Below are 23,615 nucleotides of genomic sequence, written 5' to 3'. Positions count from 1 at the left end.
TTAAATGTGGTTGTTCTTGTACCAGCGTTCGGCGGCCTCGTGGAGCGGGATCGGCATGGTGGCGATCGCCGAGCGGGCGTCGAGCGAGCCGGCTTCGGGGTGGATCGCCATCAGGTCGGTCTGGCGGCGGAACATCGTGTTCAGGGTCCACCAGGCCCACGAGTCGGACAGGCCGCGGCGGGCCAGCAGGTAGTTCGGGACGGCGAGCGTGGGGACCGCGGCCGCGAGCTGGTAGATCGACGGCGGGATGGACGACAGCACGTACCCGCCGAAGCGCTTGTTGGCGATCCTCTCCGCCTCCGGGCCGATGTCGACCAGCCGGAACCCGATCGTGGACTGCAGGCCGAGGATCGGGTTGGTCGGCAGGCCGCCGCTCCAGATCAGCGCGTCGATGCCCTTGCGCGGATCCTTCATCCGGTCCTTCAGCGCCTGGACCGCGGTCTCCAGCCCGTAGTACTGCGGCCGCACCTTGACGCCGGCGGTGGCCAGCAGCCGCTCGGCGACCACGCGGGTGCCGGAGTTGCGCGGGCCGATGCTGACGACCTTGTCCTTGAGGCCCTTCAGGTCGAACACGTCCGAGGCGGCCGGGACCACCACGTGTACGTAGTTGTCGTACGTCCGGGCCAGCGCCGTGAACCGCAGGGCGCCGCTCTGGAACGCCGTCCCCGGGGCGCCCTCCCAGGCGTCCAGCGCGGAGTCGGACAGGCTGAAGGCGATGTCGGCGTTGCCGGACGCGAGCAGCTTGAGGTTCTGCACCGAGCCGTCGGTCGGGATCACCGACAGGTCGACACCGGTCACCTCGGTCACCAGCTTGGCCAGGCCGGCGCCGTAGATGTTGTAGACGCCGCCCGCGTTCCCGGTGGCGAACTTGGCCGGTTCTCCCGGGGCGGGCTCGTCGGAGCGGCCACGGGAGCAGCCGGGGGTGATCAGAGCGGTCGCGGCCGCGGCGCCCAGGCCGAGCACGCTGCGTCGATTCAGCAGGCGGGGGCGATCCATGGGGGACAACTTAGAGGGCGAACGGTCCGTGCGGGTAGTTCGGTGGCCAGGACCACTCCGTGGACACCCTGCGAGCACCGCCCGGCGGCGGTGCGTGAGCGCGGACGTGACGTACCCGACCAGTCGCGCGCAGACAGTCTCTGGACGGGTCGGAGTTTGTGTGACAGCGTTGTCAACGCAGCCGGCCGGGAGGGCCGCGGAACACCGTCATCGGAGGATGATTTCGTGCACGACGACCGACAACTGATCGAGGAGCGGCTCAAGCGCGCCCTGCGGGAGCGGATCCGCCCCGCGATCTACGGCGCCTCCGTTCCGCTGGCCATCGAGGTGTGGCACGCGCCGGGTGAGCCGGTGTCCCCCGCCGAGGCGCTCGCGGCGACGTACGAGCCGGCCGAGATCGGCCTGCCCTGGGGCCCCGCCTGGGGTACCGCGTGGTTCAAGTTCAGCGGCCAGGTGCCGGCCGAGTGGGCCGGTCAGGAGATCGAGGCGGTCATCGACCTCGGCTTCAGCGGCGGCCCGGGCTTCTCCGCCGAGGGCCTGGTCCACACCACCAAGGGCGTCCCGCTCAAGGGCCTGCACCCGCGGCAGACGTACGCCCCGCTGTCGATCCTCGGGCCGGACGGCACCGCGGCGTCGCCCGGTGACGAGATCACCTTCTACGTCGAGGGCGCCGCGAACCCGGAGATCCCGCTCGACAACGCGTACGCGAAGGTCGACATCGGCGCCAAGCTCGGCGACACCCCGATCTACCAGCTGACCCGCGCCGACCTGGCCGTGTTCAACGCCGAGGTGTGGGACCTGATCCTCGACCTGGAGGCCCTCGACGGCCTGCAGAAGGAGCTCAGCCCGCAGGAGCCGCGGCGCCGCGAGATCCTCCGCGCCCTCAGCCGCGCCCTGGACGCGCTGGACTACGAGGACGTCGCCGGGACCGCGTCCGACGCGCGCGCCCAGCTCACCGACGTGCTCAGCCGGCCCGCGCACACCAGCGCGCACCAGCTGTCCGCGGTCGGGCACGCGCACATCGACTCCGCCTGGCTGTGGCCGCTGCGGGAGACCCGGCGCAAGGTGGCCCGGACCGTGTCCAACGTCGCCACCCTGGCCGAGGAGTACCCGGAGCTGGTCTTCGCTTTCTCGCAGGCCCAGCAGCACGCCTGGGTGAAGGACAACTACCCCGAGGTGTGGGAGCGGCTGAAGAAGGCCGTTGCCGACGGCACCATCGTCCCGGTCGGCGGGATGTGGGTCGAGTCCGACACCAACCTGCCCGGCAGCGAGGCGCTGGCCCGGCAGTTCGTGCACGGCAAGAAGTTCTTCCTGGACGAGTACGGGATCGACACCCAGGAGGTCTGGCTGCCGGACTCGTTCGGCTACACCGCGGCGCTGCCGCAGCTGGTGAAGCTGTCCGGGTCGAAGTGGTTCCTGACCCAGAAGATCTCCTGGAACAAGGAGAACAAGTTCCCGCACCACACGTTCTGGTGGGAGGGTCTCGACGGCACCCGGGTGTTCACCCACTTCCCGCCGATCGACACCTACAACTCCGACCTGTCCGGCCGCGAGCTCGCGCACGCGCAGCGGAACTTCCAGGAGAACGGCGCCGCGACCCGCTCGCTGGTCCCGTTCGGCTACGGCGACGGCGGCGGCGGCCCCACCCGCGAGTTCGTCGCGACGGCCCGCCGGGTGGCGAACCTGGAGTCCTCGCCACGGGTCACGATCGAGTCCCCGACCGAGTTCTTCAGCGCCGCCGAGGACGAGTACCGCGAGCACGCGCCGGTCTGGTCCGGTGAGCTCTACCTGGAGATCCACCGGGCGACGTACACCTCGCAGGCCAAGACCAAGCAGGGCAACCGGCGCAGCGAGCACCTGCTCCGCGAGGCCGAGCTGTGGTCCGCGGCGGCCGTGGTGGCGGGCAAGCTGGACGCGTACCCGTACGAGGACCTGGACCGGATCTGGAAGGCCGTGCTGCTGAACCAGTTCCACGACATCCTCCCGGGCTCCTCGATCTCGTGGGTGCACCGCGAGGCCGAGGCGACGTACGCCCGGCTGGCCGAGGAGCTCGAGGCGATCATCGCCAAGGCACAGCAGGCGCTGGCCGGCGACGGTTCCGCGCAGATCGTCTTCAACGCGGCCCCGCACGGCCGCAACGGCGTGGCCGGTCTCGGCGCCGGGATCGCGGCCGGTGAGGGTGCCGCGGCGTCGGTCGACGGCAACGTCCTCGACAACGGCCTGGTCCGGGTCACCGTCGACGAGCGCGGCCTGATCACGTCGCTGTACGACGTGGCCGCCGAGCGCGAGGTGATCGCCCCGGGCAGCGCGGGCAACCTGCTCCAGCTGCACGTGGACACCCCGAACCACTGGGACGCCTGGGACGTCGACTCGTTCTACAAGAACAACGTCCGCGACGTCACCGAGGTCGACTCGGTCGAGTTCAGCACCGTCGACGGGATCGCGACCGTCGTGGTCAAGCGGTCCTTCAACCGGTCCACGATCGTCCAGACGCTGCGGCTGCGGCCGGGCGCGAAGCGGGTCGACATCGAGACCACGGTCGACTGGCACGAGTCGGAGAAGTTCCTCAAGGCGGCGTACCCGGTGGACGTACACGCCGACCGGTCCGCCTCGGAGACCCAGTTCGGGCACATCTTCCGGCCGACCCACCAGAACACCTCGTGGGACGCGGCGAAGTTCGAGATCGCGGCGCACCGGTGGGTGCACGTCGGCGAGCCGGGGTACGGCGTGGCCGTGGTCAACGACTCGACCTACGGCCACGACATCAACCGGACCGCCCGCGACGACGGCGGCACCACCACGACGATCCGGACCTCGCTGATCCGGGCGCCGCGGTTCCCCGACCCGTTGACCGACCAGGGCGTGCACACCGTGAACCACGCACTGGTGGTCGGCGCCGGGATCCCCGAGGCGATCGAGGAGGGCTACCGGATCAACCTGCCGGAGCGGGTCGTCACTGGGGCCGAGGGCGCCGAGCCGATCGTTGCCATCAGCAACCCGAACGTCGTGGTCGAGGCGATCAAGCTGGCCGACGACCGGTCCGGGGACGTCGTGGTCCGGCTGTACGAGTCCGCCGGCGGCCGCGCTCGCGCGACCGTCACGCCGGGCTTCGCGGCCGCTGCGGTCACCGAGGTCGACCTGCTCGAGCGGCCGCTGGCCGACCGCGAGCTGACCGATGGCGGGGTCTCGTTCGAGCTCCGTCCGTTCCAGATCCTCACCCTGCGCTTCACCCGCGCCTAGCAACGCCCCCGCCGCCGAGCCCGCCTTCCTGGCCGGCCCGGCGGCGGGTGCACTTTGGTGGGTTGACCCACCGTGTTCAGGGTTGGCCCACGGCATTTTCGTGGGCCAACCCTGCAGTTCAGGGGTTAACCCACCAAACGCCCGCAGGTCACCTCGGCGACGTACGGTGGTGGGGCCGTCTGCTCGGGAGGTGCCGATGACCCCAACGCCCTTGCTGGGTTCGCGCACGCTCGACCGTCGGACGGCACGGACCCTGCCGCCGGGACCACGGTGGCCGACGCTGGTCCAGACCGTGCTGTTCGCGAGTCACCGCAAGACGTTCTTCCCGCGGATGCGAGCGCGGTACGGCGACGTCTTCACGATCCGCCTGGTCCCGTCGAGCCGGGTCGTGGTCGTGCTGAGCCGGCCCGAGCACATGCACGAGGTGTTCCGGACCGCGCCGTCGGTGATGCACGCGGGCGAGGGCAACACGGTGCTGCGGCCGATCATGGGCGACCATTCGCTGCTGCTGATCGACGACGAGGACCATGCCCGGATGCGGCGGCAGCTGATGCCCGCGTTCCTCGGCAACGCGCTGCGCGGGTACGCGGACATGATCGGCGAACTGGCCCGGGCGGACGTGGCGAAGTGGCCGGTCGGGGTGCCGTTCCGGCTGCACGACCGGATGCGCGATCTCACCCTCGAGGTGATCCTCCAGGTGGTCTTCGGCGTGACCGACTCCGACCGGCTGGCCGAGCTGCGCCCGCTGGTCGACAAGGTGGTGTCGGTCTCCCCGGTGATCATGCTCGGCGGCTTCTATCCACGGCTGCTCCGCTTCCCACCGTGGCGCACCTACCTCGACGTGCAACGCCGCGTCGACGAGATCCTGTACGCCGAGATCGCGGCCCGCCGCAAGAACCTTGCCGGACGCAACGACGTACTCAGCCGCCTGCTGGCCGCCGGTACCTGGTCCGACACCGAACTCCGCGACCAGCTGGTCACCCTCCTCCTGGCCGGCCACGAAACCACCGCAACCGGTCTGGCCTGGGCCTTTCACGAACTCGCCCGCCGCCCCGAAGAACTCCGAGCCGCCCAACGCGCCGCCGACGAGGGCGACGACGCAAGACTGGAAGCGATCACCAAGGAGGCTCTCCGGCTCCACCCGGTCGTGTACCAGGTCGGCCGCCGCGTCACCGAGACGGTGGAAATCGCCGGCTACCGCCTCCCCCGCGGGACCACGATCATGCCGGCGATGGGCCTCCTGCACGCCGACAACGCCCACTACCCGGAGCCCACCGAGTTCCGCCCGGACCGCTTCCTGTCCGACAACCCCCCGTCCCCCTCGACCTGGCTCCCTTTCGGCGGAGGAGCCCGCCGCTGCATAGGAGCCGGCTTCTCCCTCCTCGAAGCCACCGAGATCCTCCGAGCCGCCCTTACCCACTACACCCTCCGCCCCACCACCCCAACCCCAGAAAAACCCAAACCCCGCAACGTAACCCTCGTCCCCTCCCAAGGCTGCACAGTCACAGCCACACCCCGCTAACCCGGGAAACTTGCAGCCCGGGGCACAGGCAGTGCATCCCGGCAGCGCGGTGCGGACGGCGTCGCGGGGACAGGCAGTGCGTACGGCCGCGCGGGTACAGGCGGTGCGTCCCGGCAACGCGGTGCGGACGGCGCCTACGGCAGCGCGGGTACAGGCTGCGCCTTCCGGCAACGCTGGTACTAGCGGCCGGGAGCGAACAGCTCGTACAGGCTGCGGGGACCGGCAGCGCGGCCAAGGCTGCCGGGACCGGGAGCGCGGGTGCGGGCGGCGGGGAGTGGTGGTGGTGAGCGGCGGAGCCGACTACTCGGGGCAGCCGGCCGCCGCCTCGCCTCAACTGCTTCCACCCGCCCCGGGCACTCAGCGGTGGGCCGAGTGGGTTGGTGGCGGGTGGAAGCTACCCCAGGCGGCACGTGGAGTCACCGCGAGCGGACGTACCCCGGCGGTCGAGGTGCGCGATTCAGAATCCGAAATCAGTCCTCGAGGTCGCCGACATCACCCAGGTCCACGTCGCGGACGTCCTGCAGGTCGGTTTCGTCTTCGTTGTCCAACTCGAACGGCTCGTCGTCCTCGACCACATGGACCGCTGCTTCTTCCGCGCTCGCCGCCGCGCCGTCGAAGCCGACGTCCTCGGCGATCAGCTCTTCTTCCTCGTCCTCGTGCGCGCCTTCGTCCGGCGCGACCAGCCGGCCGGAGCGTTCGGTCCCGACCTCGGGGCCGCCGACGTTCTCACCGTCCTCGGCGTACGGGTCGACGTCCGGCTCCTCCTGCGCGATCCGCTGGTCCAGCGACTCACCCTGCAACGCCTCGTCCGCGGTGTTGCCGAATCCTTCGCCCGCGGACCACTTCTCCGGCGGCGAGTACCCCTCGTCCAGCAGGTCGTCCACCCCACGGTCGTTCAGGGTGTCCTCCGGCTGCAACTGATCCTCGTCGTCGACGCTGTAGCTGCCGTAGTCCTCGCGGTTGTTCTCGGTCATGGGACCACACTGGCGGTCCGCCCGGGCCGAATCAAGGCAGAGCGTGGCCGGGTCCGCCATCATGGTGGGGTGGACCCGGTCAGGCTGACGCTGGAGCAGTTGCGGGAGTTGCGCGACGACATCGCCCCCGGGGCGGCCCGCCGGTCCAGGGCGTCGGTCCAGCGCCGGGTCGAACGCTGGCAGAACCGAATCTTCTTCATCACCCAGTGCGCGCTCGCCGCCGGTGTCGCCTGGGCACTGGCCCGGTACGTGGTCGGCCACCAGCAGCCGTTCTTCGCGCCGGTCGCCGCGATGGTCTGCCTCGGGTTCAGCTACGGGCAGCGGTTGCGCCGGGTCGCCGAGGTGATGGTCGGGGTCGCGGTCGGGGTGCTCGTCGGCGACCTGTTCGTGAAACTGTTCGGTACCGGCGTGGTCCAGATCGTGGTCGTGATCGCGCTGGCGATGAGCATCGCGGTCCTGCTCGGCGCCGGCAACCTGATGACCACCCAGGCCGGCGTCCAGGCCGCGATCGTGACCACCCTGCTCCCCGATCCGGGCGCCGGGTTCAGCCGCTGGCTGGACGCGGTCCTCGGCGGCGTGGTCGCGCTGGCCGCCGCCACGATCGCCCCGGCCGCCGCGATTCGACGCCCACGGCAACAAGCGGCGGACGTACTGAACGAGCTCTCCGCGATCCTGATCGAGACCGCCGACGGCCTCCGCGCGGCCGACGAGGACGCGGTCACCGACGCCCTCCGCCGCGCCCGCGCCAGCGAGTCGATGCTGGACGACCTCCGCAGCGCCGCCGACGAGGGCGTCGCCGTGGTCCGGCTCTCCCCGTTCCGCCGGCGCCATCGCGGCCGCGTCCACCAGATCGCGAACCTGGTCGTCCCGCTCGACCGCGCGATCCGGAACATCCGCGTCCTGGTCCGCCGCTGCGCCGTCTCGGTCTGGCGCGGCGAGAAGATGCCCACGGAGTTCCCCGACCTGCTCGAACGCCTCGCCGACGGCACCCGCCTGATCGCCGAGTCGCTCTTCGAACCGCACGCCGACGTCGCCGCCCACCGCGTCCTCGGCGAACTCGGCCGCCGCACCGCGGAGCTGCCGATCCCCGGTTCGCTGTCCGCGGTCGTGGTGCTCGGCCAGATCCGCTCCACCATCGTCGACCTGCTCGAACTGACCGGCACCTCGTACGAGGAGGCCCGCACCCTGGTACCGCTGCGGGCCGACGGCCTGGATGAGAACTAGCTCACACCAAGAAATTCTTCCGGATCTTCGTCATAACCACCCACCCGGTGCGTCTCACCGGCATGACGATCCACCGACTGATGGCAGCCCTGGCCGGCGAACAGGGCACCGTGCGCGGCGAGGACGAGCCCGCCGCCACCCCCACCGACGACCGGTACGACGCCGCCGCCGAGCACTAGCTCAAGGCGCGACCGGACGGACGGGTCCGGCGGCGCACCCGAACGGTCTTCCCCACCGAGGTAGACCGCACGGAAGCTCGCGAACCGCAAGAGGCGCCCCAGCGAGGCGCCGCCGAACCCGTCGAGTGCACCGCCACAGCGGTAGCACCAAACCACCCGCCGGCTGTCCTGACGCCGCTTGCGCGAGGCTCAGGCCAGCCGGCCGGGTGGTTTCTTGGTGTTCAGGGCCACTAGAAGTCCACTTCGATCTCGGTGGTGACCGAGTTGGCGATGAAGCATTCTTCGTGGGCGAGGTGGTGGATCTTCGCCAGCACCTCGCGGTCGGGTTCGGGGCCGGCGAAGGTGATCTTGGGGTGGAGCGTGACTTTGGTGATCGCGAGTTTGCCGCGCTCGTTCGGGGTCATCACGCCGACGGCGTGGTCGTCGTAGGTGTCGACCACGATCCGCTTCTTCGCCGCGATCGACAGGAACGTCAGCATGTGGCACGACGACAACGCCGCCACGAAGGCTTCCTCCGGGTCCACCGGCGCCGGCGTCCCCAGGTACTTCGGGTTCGCCGACGCCGGGACGGTCACGCCGCCGTCGAAGCGCCAGTCGTGGTCGCGGCTGTAGGTCTGGTAGGTGAACTCGTGCTCACCGCGGCTCCAGCTGACGTCGACCACGTGCTCCGACATGCGCGCTACCTCTCCGAGACGTTGCCCCTGCACCACGCGGGGGATGCGACAGGGTTGCATCGTACGGCGGCGTCGCCCGGCAGCTTCGCGACGAAGTCACGGTCGTACCGCGCGGCCATCCCGGCGACCGGGAAGTCGGTGGTGACCCACTGGGCGCCGCTCGCCAGCGCGATGCCGACGCGGCTGGTCTCGTTGTTCAGCACGGTGGACATCGGCTCGTCGGAGCGGGTCCGGACCAGGTACCCCTTGCGGACGAGGCGCTGGATCTCGGCCTGGTTGGTACCGCGGGGATCGTTGACCATGGTGACCGCGGCATCGGGCTGGCCCTCGGGGCCGCGGGTGAACACGGCGCGGCCTTCGAGGTTCGGCTTGCCGGCCCGGTAGAGGTCGCGGATCTGGCCCTCGCCGCCGTTGTCGAAGTAGAACATCACCTTGCCGCGCGCCTGCGCCAGCGTCGGCCAGCCCTTGGTCAGCACGGACTGCTCCAGCGTCAGGCCGGGCCGGCGGACGTCGTCGGGCGAGAGCAGCTGCTGCTCGGAGAAGACGGACCGGATCTCGGTGTCGACGCTGTTCAGGTTGGCCAGATCCCACGGCGGGGCCTCGACTCCGCCGGCGGCGACGATCCGCGGGTCGGACTGCTTGAGCTCCAACTGAATGGTCACCGGGGCGTGGTTCGGGTTGGCGTCGGACCAGGCCTTCACCTGACCCAGGCAGAGGACGAAGCTGCGGCAGGTGGTGTTGTAGTCGAAGTCGGCGATGTGCAGGACCTTGATCCCGGGCCGGGCCAGCGCCGGGTCGGTCAGCGGGCCCTGGCCGGTGAGCTTGCGGATCAGCGGGTACGTGTAGAGGCCGCCGTCGGGGTCCGGGAACAGGTCGAGCTCGAGCGCCCGGACGTTCTGGTCCCCGAGTTGCTGCGGGATCGACGCGTGCGAGTACCAGAGGTTGCCCGCGTTCGGGTCCTGCGCCTGCTGCACCTGCTTCTCGGCGGCGCCGAGCTCCCGGTGGTACGAGTTGTGCGCGCCGATCGTCTGGACCTGGTTCAGCCGCGGCCCCGCATCGGTCCGGGCCTCGGTGGCGGGCGCGGCCCGATCGGGCACCCCGGTGGTCAGGGCCGTACCGGCGAGGCCCGCGGCGGCGACCGCGACGGACACGAGTCCGGCGGTCAGTTTGCTGCTGATCCGCATGGTTGGTGTTCCCCTCTTCCGACTGTGGGCGGTGGTAGCGGTGCCGATTCTCGCGCCGCCGAGGTCACCGTGAGGAGGATCCAAGCTGTCATCGAATTGAACGGGTTCGGATGGCAACGTTGTCCCCCCGCGGCGGGCACAATGGCCCTATGGTCTCCACTTCTGCGAGCGAGGAGGCGGGAGCGTACCCGCTGCGCCGGACGCCGACCCAGGACCGGGCGAACCGGCAGGTCGAGCGCATCCTCGACGCGGCCTGCGCCGAGGTGGTCGAGCGCGGGTACGACGCGGCCTCCACCAGCAGCATCGCCAAGCGCGCGGAGATCGCGGTCGGCAGTGTGTACCGCTACTTCCCGGACAAGCGGACCCTGATCCAGGCGATCGAGCGGCGCAACCAGCACCGGTACACCGAGGCCGTCCGGGCCCGGCTGGCGGACGTGCAGGACTGGCGGCAGGCGGTCGAGGTGACGCTGGAAACCTTCCGGGAGATGCACCGGACCGACCCGGGGTTCCGGGCCGTGGTGCTGAGTGGGCTGGGCGATCCGGAGCTGGAGGCGACGCCCGGCGAGTTCGACGACCAGCACGCCGGCGAGTTCGCCGAGTTGCTGAGCCGGCGGTTCGGGGCCGAGGACAGCAAGGATTTCCGGCTCACGGTGACGTTGACGATCACGATGGGCGAGGCGCTCGCGCACCTGGCCGACCGGCTGCCCGACGAGGACGCCGAGCGGGTGCTGTCGCACGGGCTGCCGACCCTGCACCGGTTGCTGGAGCCGTACCTTTCCTGAGGCTCCGTGGGCACAGGGCCGGAAATCAGCAGATCCCCCGCCGGCTGTGGCGAGGGCAGTGCTCGAAGAAAGGGCCTACGGCAGCGGGACCGGTGGTGACGAACTCGGTCCCAGCTGCGGCCAGTGGCTGACCCGCCCCGCGATGCGGGCCTGCCGCGGTGACCGGACGTCGTAACTGACGATCACCCGGTCGTCCAGCGCGTACAGATTCCTGCTTGCTACCGGCAGCCGGCGGTGGACCTCGAACGGTCCCTCACCGCGCCGCGTGTAGTACTCGACGGTGATCTCGACGTACTCCGCCGGGACACCTCCGTCCAGCTGACCACGGACCGGTCCACGAACCCGGACCACGCGTCCCGCGGTCTTCTCCTCCCCGTCACCGCGACGCCGCCTGGCGCCCGCGGTCACGTCAGCCACGATGCATGCCGCGACCAGCAGCACCAGGCCGAACCCACCGAGAACAATGAAGGTCAACATGGCACTCACCCCCGACGCGCCGCCCGCGGGAGGCGCGGTCGTTGTCGGATACAACTTGCGCGGCCCTCGCCGCACAACGGTGAGACGCCAGGACGAGGAGGTCGGTTCCCACGTCCTGACAAAGATTTGGTGACAGGCGTCAGTGCATCCCGAACTCGTACCGCGCGGGGACCGGCCGGTCCGTGCCAAGCTGCTCCTGGGTCTGCCGCCAGTACTCCGCGAGCGGGTTCGCGCCTTCCCGGACGGTGGCCAGGTCGATCCCCTCGTCGAGCAGCTTCTCCGCGTCGGTGGCCTGCCCGGTCACCAGCAGGTACCGGACCCGGGCCAGCCGGATCCGCGGATCGGCGGCCACCTCGGCCGGGAGCCGGTCCAGGATCCGCCCGGCGGTGCCGAGGTCCACGTCGAGCGCCGCGTTCACCGCCTCGATCGCGAGCGGTGCCACCTCGGGAGCCAGTTCCACCGCGCGAACGTAGGCGGCCAGATCGGACGTGGTCGTCGCGAGGTTCCGCAGCGCCCACGGGTTGTCGCCGGACTTCTGCCAGGCGTCGATCGCGCCCGCTTCGTCACCGTGGTACCAGCGGACGACGCCTCGGTGGTACCAGACAAGCCAGTTGTCCTCGGCCCCTTCGAGCAGGTCGTTCCACGCCACCAACGTCCCGTCCGGCGTACCAGCGTCATCCGCGAGTTGCCCGTCGAGCAGCGGCAACCAAGCGCGTTCCCGCTCACCCATGGTCTCCGAGGGAAATGGCGTACCCGACGACACCGACCAGCCGGTCCGCCTGAGCTCCAACGCGCCCCAGCCTGATCCGCGGAACAACGGCTCCCCCGGCTCCGCGTCCGCGATCGTCGCCCACTCGCGTTCACGCTCACCGAGGTCGCCGACCAGGCCGCCCACCGCGGTACCGGCCCCGGCGCGAGCGTCGCCCCACTCGCCGTGCGCGATCGCGGGATCCAGCGACAGCCGGCCGTACGCCTCCAGCCAGGTCCAGCTGGTTGCGCCAGGCAACTTCAGGTGCTCCATCTGGGTCCGGGCCAGGCCGGCCTGGATCTCGCAGTACCCGGGTCCGCTCAGCCCGGGCGACAACCAGTCCTGCCAGTTCCGCCCACCCTGGCCCTCACCCCAGACGAACAACTTCCGCCCGCGCAGCCGCTGCGTCGAGGCCTGCACCAGACCGTTGCCCTCAGCATCGAGCGCCGCGATCCACGGGGCCTCGCCCGGTTCCGGCTCGAAGAAGAAGTCGACCGCCCGGCCGTGCCGCATCGGGTACGTCAGGTCGATCCCGTCGTACTCCGGGACGCCGACCAGCGCCAGCCCACGGTCGTACCCGAACCGCCAGGCCTGGTCCGTTGGAGCCACGACCCGGGTCCCCTCCGACTGCTCGACGGCGATGTTCGACCACCAGTACGCCGGGACCACGTCGGAGGACGGGTTCTGGATCCGCGCGCCGACGTACAGCAGCTCCGAGTCGGCCGGGAGCCAGAAGTCGAGCTGGACGACCAGGTTCCGGGTGCGCTCCCACTCCCAGAGGCGGAGGACCGGGGTGCCGTCGGGTCCGTCGACGCGGGCCGCGTGCATCGGTGAGCAGGTCCCTGTCCAGTGGCCGGTGCTGCCGAGGTTCCACTCGACGCCACCCGCGAACCAGGCGTTCCGCAGGGCGAGGTTCGCCGGCTGGAGGACCGGATTGCGGTAGAGCAGTTCCTGGCCGCTCGCCTTGTGCACGAGCGAGTACAGCCGGCCACCGAGGCTCGGCAGGACGGTCGCCCGGACGTGGTCGTTCTCGAGCACGAGGGACGGCAGCGCCTGGTCCACGAGCTCGCGGTCGTACCCGTCCTGGTCGAGGCACGGGAGCATGCTGCGCAGACCGCCGTACCGGATGTTCTCGGCCAGGTCGGCGGGGAGGGCGTCCAGGTTCTCGACCCGGTGCAGCTCCTGCTGGCTGCGCAGTGGCGGCAGCGGGTTCTCCTCCCCGAGCGAGGCGGCGGGCAGGACCAGATCGTGCGCGGAAAGGGTCGTCACGAGGACAATTCTTGCAACTCTGCGCAGGTCCCGTCCACGGGTGGGGTTGTCCGCTATACATGGACGACCGAGGCGCGCAGAGGGGACTGGCGATGGACGCGGACGTGATCGTTGTCGGAGCGGGGCTGGCCGGGCTGGCCGCGACGGCGGAGCTGGCCGACGCCGGCAAGAAGGTACTGCTGCTCGACCAGGAGCCGGAGACCTCGCTCGGCGGCCAGGCGTACTGGTCCTTCGGCGGGCTGCTGTTCGTCGACTCGCCGGAGCAGCGCCGGATGGGGATCCGGGACTCCCGCGACCTCGCTCTGCAGGACTGGCTCGGCTCGGCCGGGTTCGACCGGCTGGACGACGAGGACAGCTGGTCCCGGCGCTGGGCCGAGGCGTACGTCGACTTCGCCGCCGGGGAGAAGCGCGCGTGGTTGCACGCCCAGGGAGTCCGCTTCTTCCCGGTGGTCGGCTGGGCCGAGCGCGGTGGGTACCTCGCCGACGGCCACGGGAACTCGGTGCCCCGGTTCCACATCACCTGGGGGACCGGGCCGGGGCTGGTCGCACCGTTCGAGCGGCGGGTCCGCGAGGCGGTGGCGAACGGGCTGGTCGAGCTGCGGTTCCGGCATCGGGTCGACGAGCTGACCGTCACCGGCGGCACGGTCGACGGGGTCGCCGGGAAGGTCCTCGAGCCGAGCGACGTGGCCCGTGGGGCCGCGAGTTCGCGCGAGGAGACGGGGGACTTCGCGCTGACGGCGCAGGCCGTCATCGTCACCTCCGGCGGGATCGGCGGGAACCACGACCTGGTCCGCGAGCAGTGGCCGGCCCGGATGGGCAAGCCGCCGGCGAACCTGATCTCCGGCGTCCCCGCGCACGTGGACGGCCGGATGCTGGCGATCACCGAGGCGGCCGGCGGCCGGTACGTGAACCGGGACCGGATGTGGCACTACACCGAGGGCATCCGGAACTGGGACCCGATCTGGCCGTTGCACGGGATCCGGATCCTGCCCGGGCCGTCGTCGCTCTGGTTCGATGCCACCGGCAAGCGTCTCCCGGTGCCGCTGTTCCCGGGCTTCGACACCCTCGGAACGCTCGAACACATCGTCGCGACCGGGTACGACTACAGCTGGTTCGTGCTGACCCAGAAGATCGTGGAGAAGGAGTTCGCGCTGTCCGGGCAGGAGCAGAACCCGGACCTCACCGGCAAGGACGTCAAGGGGGTCCTCGGCCGGGCCCGCGGTGGTGCGACGGCGCCGGTGCAGGCGTTCCTGGACAAGGGCGCCGACTTCGTCGTCCGGGACAACCTCGCCGACCTGGTCCGCGGGATGAACCACGTGGCCGGTGCGGACCTGATCGACGCGGCCGGCCTGGAGCGGCAGATCGTCGCCCGGGACCGCGAGCTCGACAACGCGTTCACCAAGGACCTGCAGGTCACCGCGTTGCGGGGTGCTCGCAACTACCGCGGCGACAAGCTGATCCGGGTCGCGCCGCCGCACCGGATCCTCGATCCGAAGGCGGGACCGCTGATCGCGGTGAAGCTGAACATCCTCACCCGCAAGTCGCTCGGCGGCCTGCAGACCGATCTGGACTCCCGGGTCCTGCGCGCGGACGGCAGCCCGCTGCCCGGGGTGTACGCGGCCGGCGAGGTCGCGGGCTTCGGCGGCGGCGGCGTGCACGGGTACCGCTCGCTGGAAGGCACCTTCCTCGGCGGCTGCCTCTTCTCCGGCCGCACCGCCGGCCGAGCCGCCGCCAAAGCCACCAGCTGACCACCGCTCGCCCGCAGCCTTGCGGGCCTCGGCGGCCCGCGCACACGGTCGCGCCATCGAGCGGGCGTCGGGCGGTGTTGTGCGGGCCTATTCGGTGGGGGTTGGTTGTGTGGTCCGATCCTCTGGGGCGGCGACGAGTCCGGCTCTTAGCCTGGCGCGCAGCCGACCCCGGAGGTTCACCGATGCGCCGTCCGCTCAGCCGTTTCAGCCTCGCCCTCGCCGTCACCGCGCTGCTCACCGGTGCGCTCGTACCCGCCGCCGACGCGCACGGTTGTCCGCGGATTCGAGTACCCGGCGCGCAGTACCAGGAGGTCGCCTGTCTGGCTGACCTGACCACGGCCGGTACCGTCGCCTCCGGGCACACGAATCCGGCCGACTACGCGGGCCTGACGCATGCGGGGCTCCCCCAGCAGAGCGGCGTCCCCGGGATCCAGATCGACGGCTACTTCCCCGACACCTCGACCACGAACACCAATCACGGCTGGAACCACGACTCCCAGTTCGTGCTCCGGCTGCCGGCCCGGTGGAACGGCGGCCTTGTCGTCACCGGTTCGCCCGGCGTGCGCGCGCAGTACGCGAACGACCGGGCGATCTCCGACTACGTGCTCTCCCGCGGGTACGCGTTCGCGGCGACGGACAAGGGGAACACCGGCGCCGAGTTCCATCGGGACGGCGTCCGGCCCGGCGACGCGATCGTGGAGTGGAACCAGCGCACCACCCAGCTCGCCCGGGCCGCCCGCGCGGTCGTTGCCCAGCGCTACGGCCGGGCGCCGCGCGAGGTGGTCGCCGCCGGCCTCTCGAACGGCGGCTACCTGGTCCGCTGGCAACTGGAGAACCACCCCGAGCTGTACACCCGTGGCGTCGACCTGGAGGGCACGCTGTGGAGCGCCGACGGGTCGAACGTGCTGACGTTCCTGCCGCCGGCCATCAGGGGCTACGAGCAACAATCACCCGCGCGGATCGTCGCGGCCGGCTTCGATCCCCGGTCGGACTTCCTCTGGGACTACCACTACGCGGTCTACTGGAAGCTGACCCAGCGCATCTACGCGGCCGAGCTCGACCCGACGTACACCGGCCCCGAGAGCGCGTACGACTACGCGTCCAGGCCGCAAGCCCAGAAGGCGGTCCGCCGGATCGCGTTGACCGGCAGGATCGGCCGCCCGCTGGTCACGATCCACGGCACGTACGACAGCCTGCTGCCGATCACCAAGGACTCCGACGAGTACGCCGCGATGGCGCGCCGGGCGGGCCGCTCCAGCCTGTTGGAGTACCAGCGGGTCGAGGCAGGCAACCACGTCGACGGCCTCGTCGACACCCACCCCGACCAGCTGGTCCCCCTGGTTCCCTTGCTGCAAAGGGAAATCGCGCGTTAGAACACCATGGTCAGGAGGTCGGCGAAGAGTTCCTGTTCGTCGATCTCCAGACCGCGGTTGGTGAACCAGGTCGCCATGTTGTGGCAGTCCCGGAGCAGGAACTCCATCCCCTTCGGGTTGCCGACGACGTCGATCACCTGCGGCAGGTCGATCATCACGATCCGCTCGCCCTGCGCCAGCACGTTGTACGGCGACAGGTCTCCGTGGGCCAACCCCGCCCTGGCCAACTCGCGCATCGCGCCGCGCAACTGCTCGAAGTACGTCCCGAGCAGCGCCTTGTCCGGCCGGACCTGGGCGAGCCGGGGCGCGGCACCGCCCGCACCGTCGTCGATGAACTCCATCAGCAGTTCGGTGCCGTCCACCTGGACCGGGTACGGCACCGGGACGCCCGCCTTCCAAAGCCGGCAGAGCGCATCCCATTCGGCGTACGCCCACTGCCCCGCGGCGACACTGCGGCCGTGCGAGGTCTTCTTCGCCATCGCCCGGCTGTCGCGGCTGTTGCGGGTCCGGCGGCCCTCGACGTACGCCGTGCTGCGGTGGAAGGACCGGTGTTCCTCGGTGCGGTACCGCTTGGCGGCGAGCAGCGAGGACTTGGCCGGGTTGTCGCCGATGGCTTCGACGGCCCGTTCGACCAGGAAGACGTCGGCTTCCTTGCCGGTTTTGAGGACGCCGAGCTCGGTGTCGATCGCGGCCTGTTCCGTCACGACCCAGTCGGGTCGTGGATCCGGGCCGCGAGAACCGCGCTCGACGTCCAGCCAGGTGGTCCAGCGCTGATCCGGTCCGAGCTGCTCCTCGACCTCGTGGAACTTGAAGACGAACGCGTCGGCGGGATCGGGCTGGGAGTCGTCGCCGCTGAGCTCGGCCCAGCGCGCGGCGAGGTCAGCGGATTCGGTGTCGGTACGAAAGACGTCGGAAGACATCGGGAGTGCTCCTGAACGGTGAGGTGGGACTGACGCGGACACGCCGCAGCACAGTGATGGCCATCCGTCAGCCCTCCTTAGGTCCAGGCGGCACTCGTCGCCGCGCAGTTCTCCCAAAGGATGCCCACCCCACCAGGGCACCGCAACCGAATTACCGGAACTGCGATCGCGCGGTCGGCCGGAGCCGGAGTTCCTGCACAGGCGCGACCGAACGGCGGTCCAGTTCGGGGGCGATCCTCTCCCGCCACAGCACCGACTCCGCGAGCGCCCGCCGATGCGCGTCGTACCGAGCGTCGTCGCCGAACACCGCGAACCACGCGAGGACGGTCTCGTCCCGCAACGGCAGGGCGGGGAAGTTGTTCGCCGCCGGCAACGTCTCGAAGACCGCGACCGGAGCGGCCCCCGTCTCGGCCAGGATCGGCACGACCTCGGCCGCGAACCAGCCGGCGAATCCGTCGTCGAGCGAGCCCCGGTGGTACACGGCTCCGACGACCACCGAGCCGGGGACATCGGTCGTACCGATCGGCGGCCGCGGCGCGTCAACGGCCGGATACCCGGGTCCGAGCTCGATCGGCCGGAGCAGCAGGGCGTTGTCGGAGTCGAGCATCGTGGCGTTCGCTTCGCCACCGCGCTCCTTCCAGACCGGGCCGGAGTAGAAGCTGCTCAGCGCCTCACCCCGCGTCGGCAGATCAGGGAATCCGCGGAACCAGACGAACCGGTCCGGGTCGTCGAGATCGCGGAACTGCCCGGCGACGTGCATGCCGTACTGCTCCTGCCCCTCGACGAACGCCTCGTCGAAGACCCGGATCAGGTCGTCCCGACGGCCGGGATGCAGGGTGTACTGGCGCAGGTCGACGACGGCACAGCAGTTCTCTCGCATCTGCCCAGTCAAGCCGGGAAACCTGACACCGCCTGTCAGTGATGGGATCCGGGGCCCGGACGCGACCGGAGGCCGCAGCGATCCGCTGCGGCCTCCGGTTCCGGTCTTACCAGGTCAGGTGAAGATGCTGACGCCGCCGGGCCCCACCAGCAGGCCCACGATGATCAGGACAGCACCCCAGAGCAGCTGTCCACGCACCAGCGACACAATTCCTGCGATGACGAGGATCGCCGCGATGATCCAGAGCACCAGGCCCATGGTCGTTCCCTTCTCGACTGGCCGGGCGGGTACGCCCGACGGCCTCTTTCCCCGTGCGTCGGCGGTGGTTCCGCCGACCCATCCGGTGCCCCGCCGGAGTCGGCGCAAACGCCTTGTGGAGGGACGAAAACAGCCACCGATCGAGCACACAAAGTAAGCGCCGGGGACGCATACCGAGAGCGCCGCGGGGCACCGGGCCCGGCGTACCCACTCCGCGATTCCGATCCTGAGGAGACGACGTGAAGATCGGCTATTTCCTGTCCTCCGAGGAGTACTCGCCGGCGCAGCTGATCGAGCAGGCGCGGCTGGCCGAGGAGGCCGGTTTCGACGCGCTGTGGATCAGCGACCACTACCACCCGTGGAACGACGAACAGGGCGAGAGCGCGTTCGTCTGGTCCACGCTCGGCGCGATCGCCCAGGTCTGTGAACTCCCGGTCACCACCGCTGTCACCTGTCCCACGGTTCGCATCCATCCGGCCGTGATCGCGCAGGCCGCCGCGACCAGCGCGGTACTGCTGAACGGACGCTTCCAGCTCGGGGTGGGGACCGGGGAGGCGCTCAACGAGCACATCTTCGGCGGCCCCTGGCCGACCGTGGACGTCCGCCTGGAAATGCTCGAGGAGGCGGTCGAGATCATGCGCCGGCTCTGGACCGAGGACGGTTTCGTCTCGCACCGCGGCAAGCACTACACCGTCGACACCGCACGGATCTACACCAGGCCGGACACACCGCTGCCCGTCTACATGTCCGGCTTCGGCCCGCAGGCGACCGACGTCGCCGCGCGGATCGCCGACGGGTACATGACGACGTCGCCGGACCGGGACCTGCTGGAGCGGTTTCGCGCGAACGGCGGTGGCGACAAGCCCACCCAGGCAGGCTTCAAGGTCAGCTACGCCCCCACCGAGGCGGAGGGTGTCGAGCAGGCCCATCGCATCTGGGCGAATTCGGGGCTGCCGGGCGAACTGGCCCAGGTCCTGCCGTCACCCCGGCACTTCGAACAGGCCAGCCAGTTGGTGACGAAGGACTCGACCGCCGAGTCGGTCACCTGTGGCCCGAAGGCGGACGCCCACGTCGCGGCGTTCCAGCCGTACGTCGAGGCCGGCTTCGACGAGATCTACGTGGCGAACATCGGCCCGCACTCGGTCGACATGATGAACCTCTACCGCACCGAGGTCCTGCCCGAACTCCGCCGGTCACTGACCTAGCACCTCGGCCGCTGTGCGGAGGTCGGTGACGAAGAGCTCGAAGTCGCGGCGGTACTCGCGGGAGCGGACCACCGAGGACGGGTGAACGGTCGGGATCGCCGGGGTGCCGTCGGGGAGGTCGACGCGTTCGCCACGGTGCTGGGTGACCCGGAAGTCGGGACCGAGCAACGTACGGGCCGCGACGGCGCCGAGGACGACGACGAGTTCGGGCCGGACGATCGCCCGCTCGGCGTCCAACCAGGGGCTGCAGGCAACGATCTGTCCGGTCGACGGGGTCTTGTGGATCCGGCGTTTGCCGCGCGGCTCGAACCGGAAGTGCTTCACCGCGTTCGTCAGGAAGACGTCCTTCCGCTCGATCCCGGCCGCCTCGAGTGCCTTGTCCAGCAGCCGCCCGGCCGGTCCGACGAACACGTGGCCCGCCTTGTCCTCGACGTCACCCGGCTGTTCGCCGACCAGCATCATCCGCGCCCGGACGGGGCCTTCACCGGGGACGACCTGTTCGGCGTCCTCCCAGAGATCGCAACCACGGCAGGTAGGCAGCGCGGTACGGACGGCCCGCATGCCACCGCTTTCCGGGATCCACTCGCGCGCGCCCGCGTACTTGGTCATGCTCCGCCGGTTCCCGCGGGCGAGCGGCCGCACACGCACCGGATTCAAACAGCTGTAACAGCCTGGGGGTTGAATCGCGTGGGCAAGTCTGGTCTGGTGGAAGGCAAGTGGTTCAGCCTTGACGCCACGCCGATCGACACACGACGAGGTCCCTCCCGTGACGATCGCTCCTGTCCCCGCTGCCGATTCCAAGCAGCGCATCGCCGAAACCACCCAGGAACTGCTCGAACAGGCTGACGGCCAGCCCGACCCGCACCACCAGCAACTGCTCGACGAGGTGGTGATCCTCAACGCACCGATCGCCCGGTCGATCGCGTCCCGGTACCGCAGCAAGGGCGTGGACGCCGACGACCTGGAGCAGGTGGCGTACCTCGGCCTGGTCAAGGCCGCGAACGGGTACCGGCTGGACGCGTCGACGGCGTTCCTCGCGTACGCCGTCCCGACCATCCGCGGCGAGCTGAAGCGGTACTTCCGGGACTGCGCCTGGACCGTCCGGCCGCCGCGCCGGGTCCAGGAGATGCAGGGCAGCATCGCGGCCGCCGAGCCCGAGCTGACCCAGAAGCTCGGTCACCTCCCGACCGACTCCGAGACGGCCGAGGCCCTCGGGACCGACGCCGGCGAGATCGCCGAGGCGTCGTCGGTCCGGGCCTGCTTCAGTGCGCTGTCCCTGGACGCCCCGGGGACGGCCGAGACCGGGAGCACGTTGCTCGACACGGTCGCCGACGCCGAGTCGGGGTACGAGCTGGTCGAGAACGTGCACACCCTGGCGCCCGCGGTCGACGGTCTGGGCGACCGGGATCGCCGGATCCTCGAGCTGCGCTTCTGCAACGGCTACACGCAGGAGGAGATCGGCAACGAGCTCGGCGTCAGCCAGATGCAGGTCTCCCGCCTGCTCCGCGGCATCCTCGACCGGCTCCGCGCCGATCTCACCCGCGAGCTGCCGCCGAAGCGGTCCTGACCTCGCTCACGAAGGCCTCCCCCAGCGCCAGTTCCGGACCTCGGGGAGGTCTTCGCCGTACCGGGTGGTGTGCACGCGGTGCCGTACCCGCTGATCGGCGAGCCACTGACGAACGCTGACCGCCTTGGTCCGCAACGCCGGCACCCGGTCGATCACGTCCATCGCCAGGTGGTACCGGTCCAGGTTGTTCAGCACCACCATGTCGAACGGCGTGGTCGTGGTGCCCTCCTCGATGTACCCGCGGACGTGCAGGTTCTCATGGTTGCGCCGGCGGTAGGTCAGCCGGTGGATCAGCCAGGGATACCCGTGGTACGCGAAGATGACCGGCTTGTCGGTCGTGAACAGCGCGTCGAACTCCGGGTCGGGCAGCCCGTGCGGGTGCTCGGTCGAGTCCTGCAACCGCATCAGGTCGACCACGTTGACGACCCGGACCCGCAGGTCAGGAAGGTGCTCGCGGAGCAGGTCGACGGCCGCGAGCGTCTCCAACGTCGGCACGTCCCCCGCACACGCCATCACCACGTCCGGATCGCCCTCGTCGTTGCCGGCGAAGTCCCAGACGCCGATCCCGCGAGCGCAGTGCAACGCGGCCGCTTCCCAGTCCAGCCAGTTCGGCTGCGGTTGCTTGCCGGCGACAACGACATTGACGTAGTTCCGGGTCCGCAGGCAGTGGTCCATCGTGGACAGCAGCGTGTTCGTGTCCGGTGGCAGGTAGACCCGGACCACCTCGGCCTTCTTGTTCACGACGTGATCGATGAAGCCGGGATCCTGGTGCGAGAAGCCGTTGTGGTCCTGCCGCCAGACGTGCGACGTGAGCAGGTAGTTGAGCGACGGGATCGGCCGGCGCCAGTCCAGCCGGTTCACCGTCTTCAGCCACTTGGCGTGCTGGTTGACCATCGAGTCGACAATGTGCACGAACGCCTCGTACGACGAGAAGACCCCGTGCCGCCCGGTCAGCAGGTACCCCTCCAGCCAGCCCTGGCAGGTGTGCTCGCTGAGCATCTCCAGCACCCGGCCGTCGGGATCGAGGTGCAGATCGGTGTCCCGGCGGCCCGCGACCCAGGCCTTGCCGGTCACGTCGTACACCGCGCCCAGCCGGTTCGACTCGGTCTCGTCCGGTCCGACCAGCCGGAGGTTGCGGTGCTTCTCGTTCAGCCGGAACGCGTCCCGCAGGTACTGCCCGAACACCTTCGTCGGCTCACCGTCCTCGGCCCCGGGCGCCTTCACCGGGACGGCGTACTCGGCGGGCTCGGGGAGTTCGAGGTTGCGGGTGAGCAGGCCGCCGTTCGCATGCGGACTCGACCCCATCCGCAAGGACGGACGCGGGGCCAGCGCGAGCAACGACTCCACCGGGGTTCCGTTCTCGTCGAACAGCTCCTCCGGGTGGTAGCTGCGGAGCCAGTCCTCCAACTGCCGCAGGTGGTCCTCGTTCGTCCGGACCCCCGACAACGGCACCTGGTGCGAACGCCACGTGTCCTCGACCGGCTCACCGTCGACGGTGCGCGGCCCGGTCCACCCCTTCGGCGTCCGCAGCACGATCATCGGCCAGGCCGGCCGCGTCACCGGTTCGCCCTCCACCCGGGCCTCGACCTGGATCTCGCGGATCCGGTCCAGGCACTTGTCCACCGCGGCCGCCATCGCCTGATGGACCTCGACCGGATCCGACCCCTCCACCAGGTACGGCTCGTGCCCGACGCCGCGCAGCAACGCGGTCAGCTCGTCGTCACCGATCCGGGCCAGCAGGGCGGGATTGGCGATCTTGTAGCCGTTGAGGTGCAGGATCGGCAGGACGGCGCCGTCCCGCCGGGGATTCAGGAACTTGTTCGAGTGCCACGAGGTCGCCAACGGCCCCGTCTCCGCCTCGCCGTCCCCGACCACACAGGCGACCACGAGATCCGGGTTGTCCGCGGCCGCGCCGTACGCGTGACTGAGCGAGTATCCGAGTTCGCCGCCCTCGTTGATCGATCCGGGGACCTCCGGCGCCACGTGACTCGGGATCCCACCGGGGAACGAGAACTGCTTGAACAGCCGCGCCATCCCCGGCTCGTCCTGGGTGGTGTTCGGGTACGTCGCGGTCCAGCTGCCCTCCAGCCAGGTGTTCGCGACGATCGCCGGACCACCGTGCCCCGGCCCGATCACGGACATCATCGACAGCTCCCGCTGCCGGATCGCCCGGTTCAGGTGCACGTAGACCAGGTTCAGCCCCGGCGTCGTCCCCCAGTGCCCGAGCAACCGCGGCTTGACGTGCTCGGGCCGCAACGGCTCCTTGAGCAGCGGATTCGCGAGCAGGTAGATCTGCCCGACGGAGAGGTAGTTGGCGGCCCGCCAGTACGCGTCGAGCGCCTGCAACTCCTCGTCACTCAGCGGATGCCCGTCGACTCGCTCCACCCTCATCCCC

19 protein-coding genes are annotated in these 23,615 nt (G+C 70.3%); 8 read left to right on the top strand and 11 right to left on the bottom strand.

Annotated elements, in window-relative coordinates:
- Positions 1 to 996: a TAXI family TRAP transporter solute-binding subunit gene (locus FB561_RS12810; protein ID WP_145806338.1), complete on the bottom strand. Its 996-nt coding sequence runs from the start codon at positions 994 to 996 to the stop codon at positions 1 to 3.
- Positions 997 to 1,221: 225 nt separating this feature from the next.
- On the opposite strand from FB561_RS12810, the gene FB561_RS12805 reads away from it, so the two are divergent.
- On the top strand, positions 1,222 to 4,236 hold the full coding sequence (locus tag FB561_RS12805) for an alpha-mannosidase (protein ID WP_145806336.1): 3,015 nt from the start codon (positions 1,222 to 1,224) through the stop codon (positions 4,234 to 4,236).
- Positions 4,237 to 4,432: 196 nt separating this feature from the next.
- Positions 4,433 to 5,758: a cytochrome P450 gene (locus FB561_RS12800; protein WP_145806334.1), complete on the top strand. Its 1,326-nt coding sequence runs from the start codon at positions 4,433 to 4,435 to the stop codon at positions 5,756 to 5,758.
- Between the two features lie 470 nt (positions 5,759 to 6,228).
- Here the strand turns inward: FB561_RS12800 and FB561_RS12795 are convergent, their stop codons facing one another.
- Complete coding sequence (locus tag FB561_RS12795) at positions 6,229 to 6,732, bottom strand: DUF5709 domain-containing protein (protein WP_145806332.1); 504 nt, start codon at positions 6,730 to 6,732, stop codon at positions 6,229 to 6,231.
- Positions 6,733 to 6,801: 69 nt separating this feature from the next.
- Between FB561_RS12795 and FB561_RS12790 the strand changes: the two genes are divergently transcribed.
- Positions 6,802 to 7,956 (top strand): FUSC family protein, encoded by a 1,155-nt coding sequence (locus FB561_RS12790; RefSeq protein ID WP_145806331.1) that lies wholly within the window; start codon positions 6,802 to 6,804, stop codon positions 7,954 to 7,956.
- Positions 7,957 to 8,365: 409 nt separating this feature from the next.
- Here FB561_RS12790 and FB561_RS12785 read toward each other — a convergent pair whose 3' ends face one another.
- Positions 8,366 to 8,809: an OsmC family protein gene (locus FB561_RS12785; protein ID WP_145806329.1), complete on the bottom strand. Its 444-nt coding sequence runs from the start codon at positions 8,807 to 8,809 to the stop codon at positions 8,366 to 8,368.
- Positions 8,810 to 8,814: 5 nt separating this feature from the next.
- Complete coding sequence (locus FB561_RS12780; protein WP_145806327.1) at positions 8,815 to 9,993, bottom strand: phosphatidylinositol-specific phospholipase C1-like protein; 1,179 nt, start codon at positions 9,991 to 9,993, stop codon at positions 8,815 to 8,817.
- A 149-nt stretch (positions 9,994 to 10,142) separates the two neighbouring features.
- Here FB561_RS12780 and FB561_RS12775 point away from each other — a divergent pair, with 149 nt between their 5' ends.
- Entirely contained in the window at positions 10,143 to 10,775 is a 633-nt protein-coding gene (locus FB561_RS12775; protein WP_145806326.1) for a TetR/AcrR family transcriptional regulator, read from the top strand.
- A 75-nt stretch (positions 10,776 to 10,850) separates the two neighbouring features.
- On the opposite strand, the gene FB561_RS12770 is transcribed toward FB561_RS12775, so the two are convergent.
- Together FB561_RS12770 and FB561_RS12765 are read right to left on the bottom strand one after the other, a co-directional pair.
- Positions 10,851 to 11,252, bottom strand: coding sequence for a hypothetical protein (locus tag FB561_RS12770; RefSeq protein WP_238334788.1), 402 nt, complete (start codon positions 11,250 to 11,252; stop codon positions 10,851 to 10,853).
- A 139-nt stretch (positions 11,253 to 11,391) separates the two neighbouring features.
- Positions 11,392 to 13,269 (bottom strand): DUF5107 domain-containing protein, encoded by a 1,878-nt coding sequence (locus tag FB561_RS12765; protein WP_145806324.1) that lies wholly within the window; start codon positions 13,267 to 13,269, stop codon positions 11,392 to 11,394.
- 59 nt (positions 13,270 to 13,328) lie between these two features.
- Between FB561_RS12765 and FB561_RS12760 the strand changes: the two genes are divergently transcribed.
- Positions 13,329 to 15,017: an FAD-binding dehydrogenase gene (locus tag FB561_RS12760; protein WP_238334787.1), complete on the top strand. Its 1,689-nt coding sequence runs from the start codon at positions 13,329 to 13,331 to the stop codon at positions 15,015 to 15,017.
- 182 nt (positions 15,018 to 15,199) lie between these two features.
- On the top strand, positions 15,200 to 16,390 hold the full coding sequence (locus FB561_RS12755) for a 3-hydroxybutyrate oligomer hydrolase family protein (protein WP_145806322.1): 1,191 nt from the start codon (positions 15,200 to 15,202) through the stop codon (positions 16,388 to 16,390).
- Here the strand turns inward: FB561_RS12755 and FB561_RS12750 are convergent.
- From FB561_RS12750 to FB561_RS37865, 3 genes are all read right to left on the bottom strand, one after another.
- A complete protein-coding gene (locus FB561_RS12750) occupies positions 16,387 to 17,310 on the bottom strand; it encodes a serine protein kinase RIO (RefSeq protein WP_145806320.1) in 924 nt (307 codons plus the stop codon). The genes FB561_RS12755 and FB561_RS12750 overlap by 4 nt on opposite strands.
- Positions 17,311 to 17,461: 151 nt before the next feature.
- Positions 17,462 to 18,190 (bottom strand): NIPSNAP family protein, encoded by a 729-nt coding sequence (locus FB561_RS12745; RefSeq protein WP_145806319.1) that lies wholly within the window; start codon positions 18,188 to 18,190, stop codon positions 17,462 to 17,464.
- A 114-nt stretch (positions 18,191 to 18,304) separates the two neighbouring features.
- The gene (locus FB561_RS37865; protein ID WP_170284650.1) at positions 18,305 to 18,448 is read right to left on the bottom strand and encodes a GPGG-motif small membrane protein; all 144 of its coding nucleotides are present in this window, start codon (positions 18,446 to 18,448) and stop codon (positions 18,305 to 18,307) included.
- Positions 18,449 to 18,687: 239 nt separating this feature from the next.
- Here FB561_RS37865 and FB561_RS12740 point away from each other — a divergent pair, with 239 nt between their 5' ends.
- Positions 18,688 to 19,653: a TIGR03557 family F420-dependent LLM class oxidoreductase gene (locus FB561_RS12740; protein WP_145806317.1), complete on the top strand. Its 966-nt coding sequence runs from the start codon at positions 18,688 to 18,690 to the stop codon at positions 19,651 to 19,653.
- Here FB561_RS12740 and FB561_RS12735 read toward each other — a convergent pair.
- The gene (locus FB561_RS12735; protein WP_145806315.1) at positions 19,642 to 20,262 is read right to left on the bottom strand and encodes a UdgX family uracil-DNA binding protein; all 621 of its coding nucleotides are present in this window, start codon (positions 20,260 to 20,262) and stop codon (positions 19,642 to 19,644) included. The genes FB561_RS12740 and FB561_RS12735 overlap by 12 nt on opposite strands.
- Positions 20,263 to 20,419: 157 nt before the next feature.
- Between FB561_RS12735 and FB561_RS12730 the strand changes: the two genes are divergently transcribed.
- The gene (locus FB561_RS12730; protein ID WP_145806313.1) at positions 20,420 to 21,220 is read left to right on the top strand and encodes a sigma-70 family RNA polymerase sigma factor; all 801 of its coding nucleotides are present in this window, start codon (positions 20,420 to 20,422) and stop codon (positions 21,218 to 21,220) included.
- A 6-nt stretch (positions 21,221 to 21,226) separates the two neighbouring features.
- Here the strand turns inward: FB561_RS12730 and FB561_RS12725 are convergent, their stop codons facing one another.
- Entirely contained in the window at positions 21,227 to 23,611 is a 2,385-nt protein-coding gene (locus FB561_RS12725) for a phosphoketolase family protein (RefSeq protein ID WP_145806311.1), read from the bottom strand.
- Between the last annotated feature and the right edge of the window lie 4 nt (positions 23,612 to 23,615).

Origin of the sequence: Kribbella amoyensis, assembly GCF_007828865.1 — a bacterium.
Taxonomy (GTDB): Bacteria; Actinomycetota; Actinomycetes; order Propionibacteriales; family Kribbellaceae; genus Kribbella; species Kribbella amoyensis.
This window is presented reverse-complemented; position numbering and strand designations above follow the sequence as displayed.

Coding starts and splice junctions, on each gene's coding strand:
- FB561_RS12810 (WP_145806338.1), bottom strand. CDS start 996: ATGGATCGCCCCCGCCTGCTGAATCGACGCAGCGTGCTCGGCCTGGGC.
- FB561_RS12800 (WP_145806334.1), top strand. CDS start 4,433: ATGACCCCAACGCCCTTGCTGGGTTCGCGCACGCTCGACCGTCGGACG.
- FB561_RS12795 (WP_145806332.1), bottom strand. CDS start 6,732: ATGACCGAGAACAACCGCGAGGACTACGGCAGCTACAGCGTCGACGAC.
- FB561_RS12785 (WP_145806329.1), bottom strand. CDS start 8,809: ATGTCGGAGCACGTGGTCGACGTCAGCTGGAGCCGCGGTGAGCACGAG.
- FB561_RS12780 (WP_145806327.1), bottom strand. CDS start 9,993: ATGCGGATCAGCAGCAAACTGACCGCCGGACTCGTGTCCGTCGCGGTC.
- FB561_RS12775 (WP_145806326.1), top strand. CDS start 10,143: ATGGTCTCCACTTCTGCGAGCGAGGAGGCGGGAGCGTACCCGCTGCGC.
- FB561_RS12770 (WP_238334788.1), bottom strand. CDS start 11,252: ATGTTGACCTTCATTGTTCTCGGTGGGTTCGGCCTGGTGCTGCTGGTC.
- FB561_RS12760 (WP_238334787.1), top strand. CDS start 13,329: ATGGACGACCGAGGCGCGCAGAGGGGACTGGCGATGGACGCGGACGTG.
- FB561_RS12755 (WP_145806322.1), top strand. CDS start 15,200: ATGCGCCGTCCGCTCAGCCGTTTCAGCCTCGCCCTCGCCGTCACCGCG.
- FB561_RS12750 (WP_145806320.1), bottom strand. CDS start 17,310: ATGTCTTCCGACGTCTTTCGTACCGACACCGAATCCGCTGACCTCGCC.
- FB561_RS12745 (WP_145806319.1), bottom strand. CDS start 18,190: ATGCGAGAGAACTGCTGTGCCGTCGTCGACCTGCGCCAGTACACCCTG.
- FB561_RS37865 (WP_170284650.1), bottom strand. CDS start 18,448: ATGGGCCTGGTGCTCTGGATCATCGCGGCGATCCTCGTCATCGCAGGA.
- FB561_RS12735 (WP_145806315.1), bottom strand. CDS start 20,262: ATGACCAAGTACGCGGGCGCGCGCGAGTGGATCCCGGAAAGCGGTGGC.
- FB561_RS12725 (WP_145806311.1), bottom strand. CDS start 23,611: ATGAGGGTGGAGCGAGTCGACGGGCATCCGCTGAGTGACGAGGAGTTG.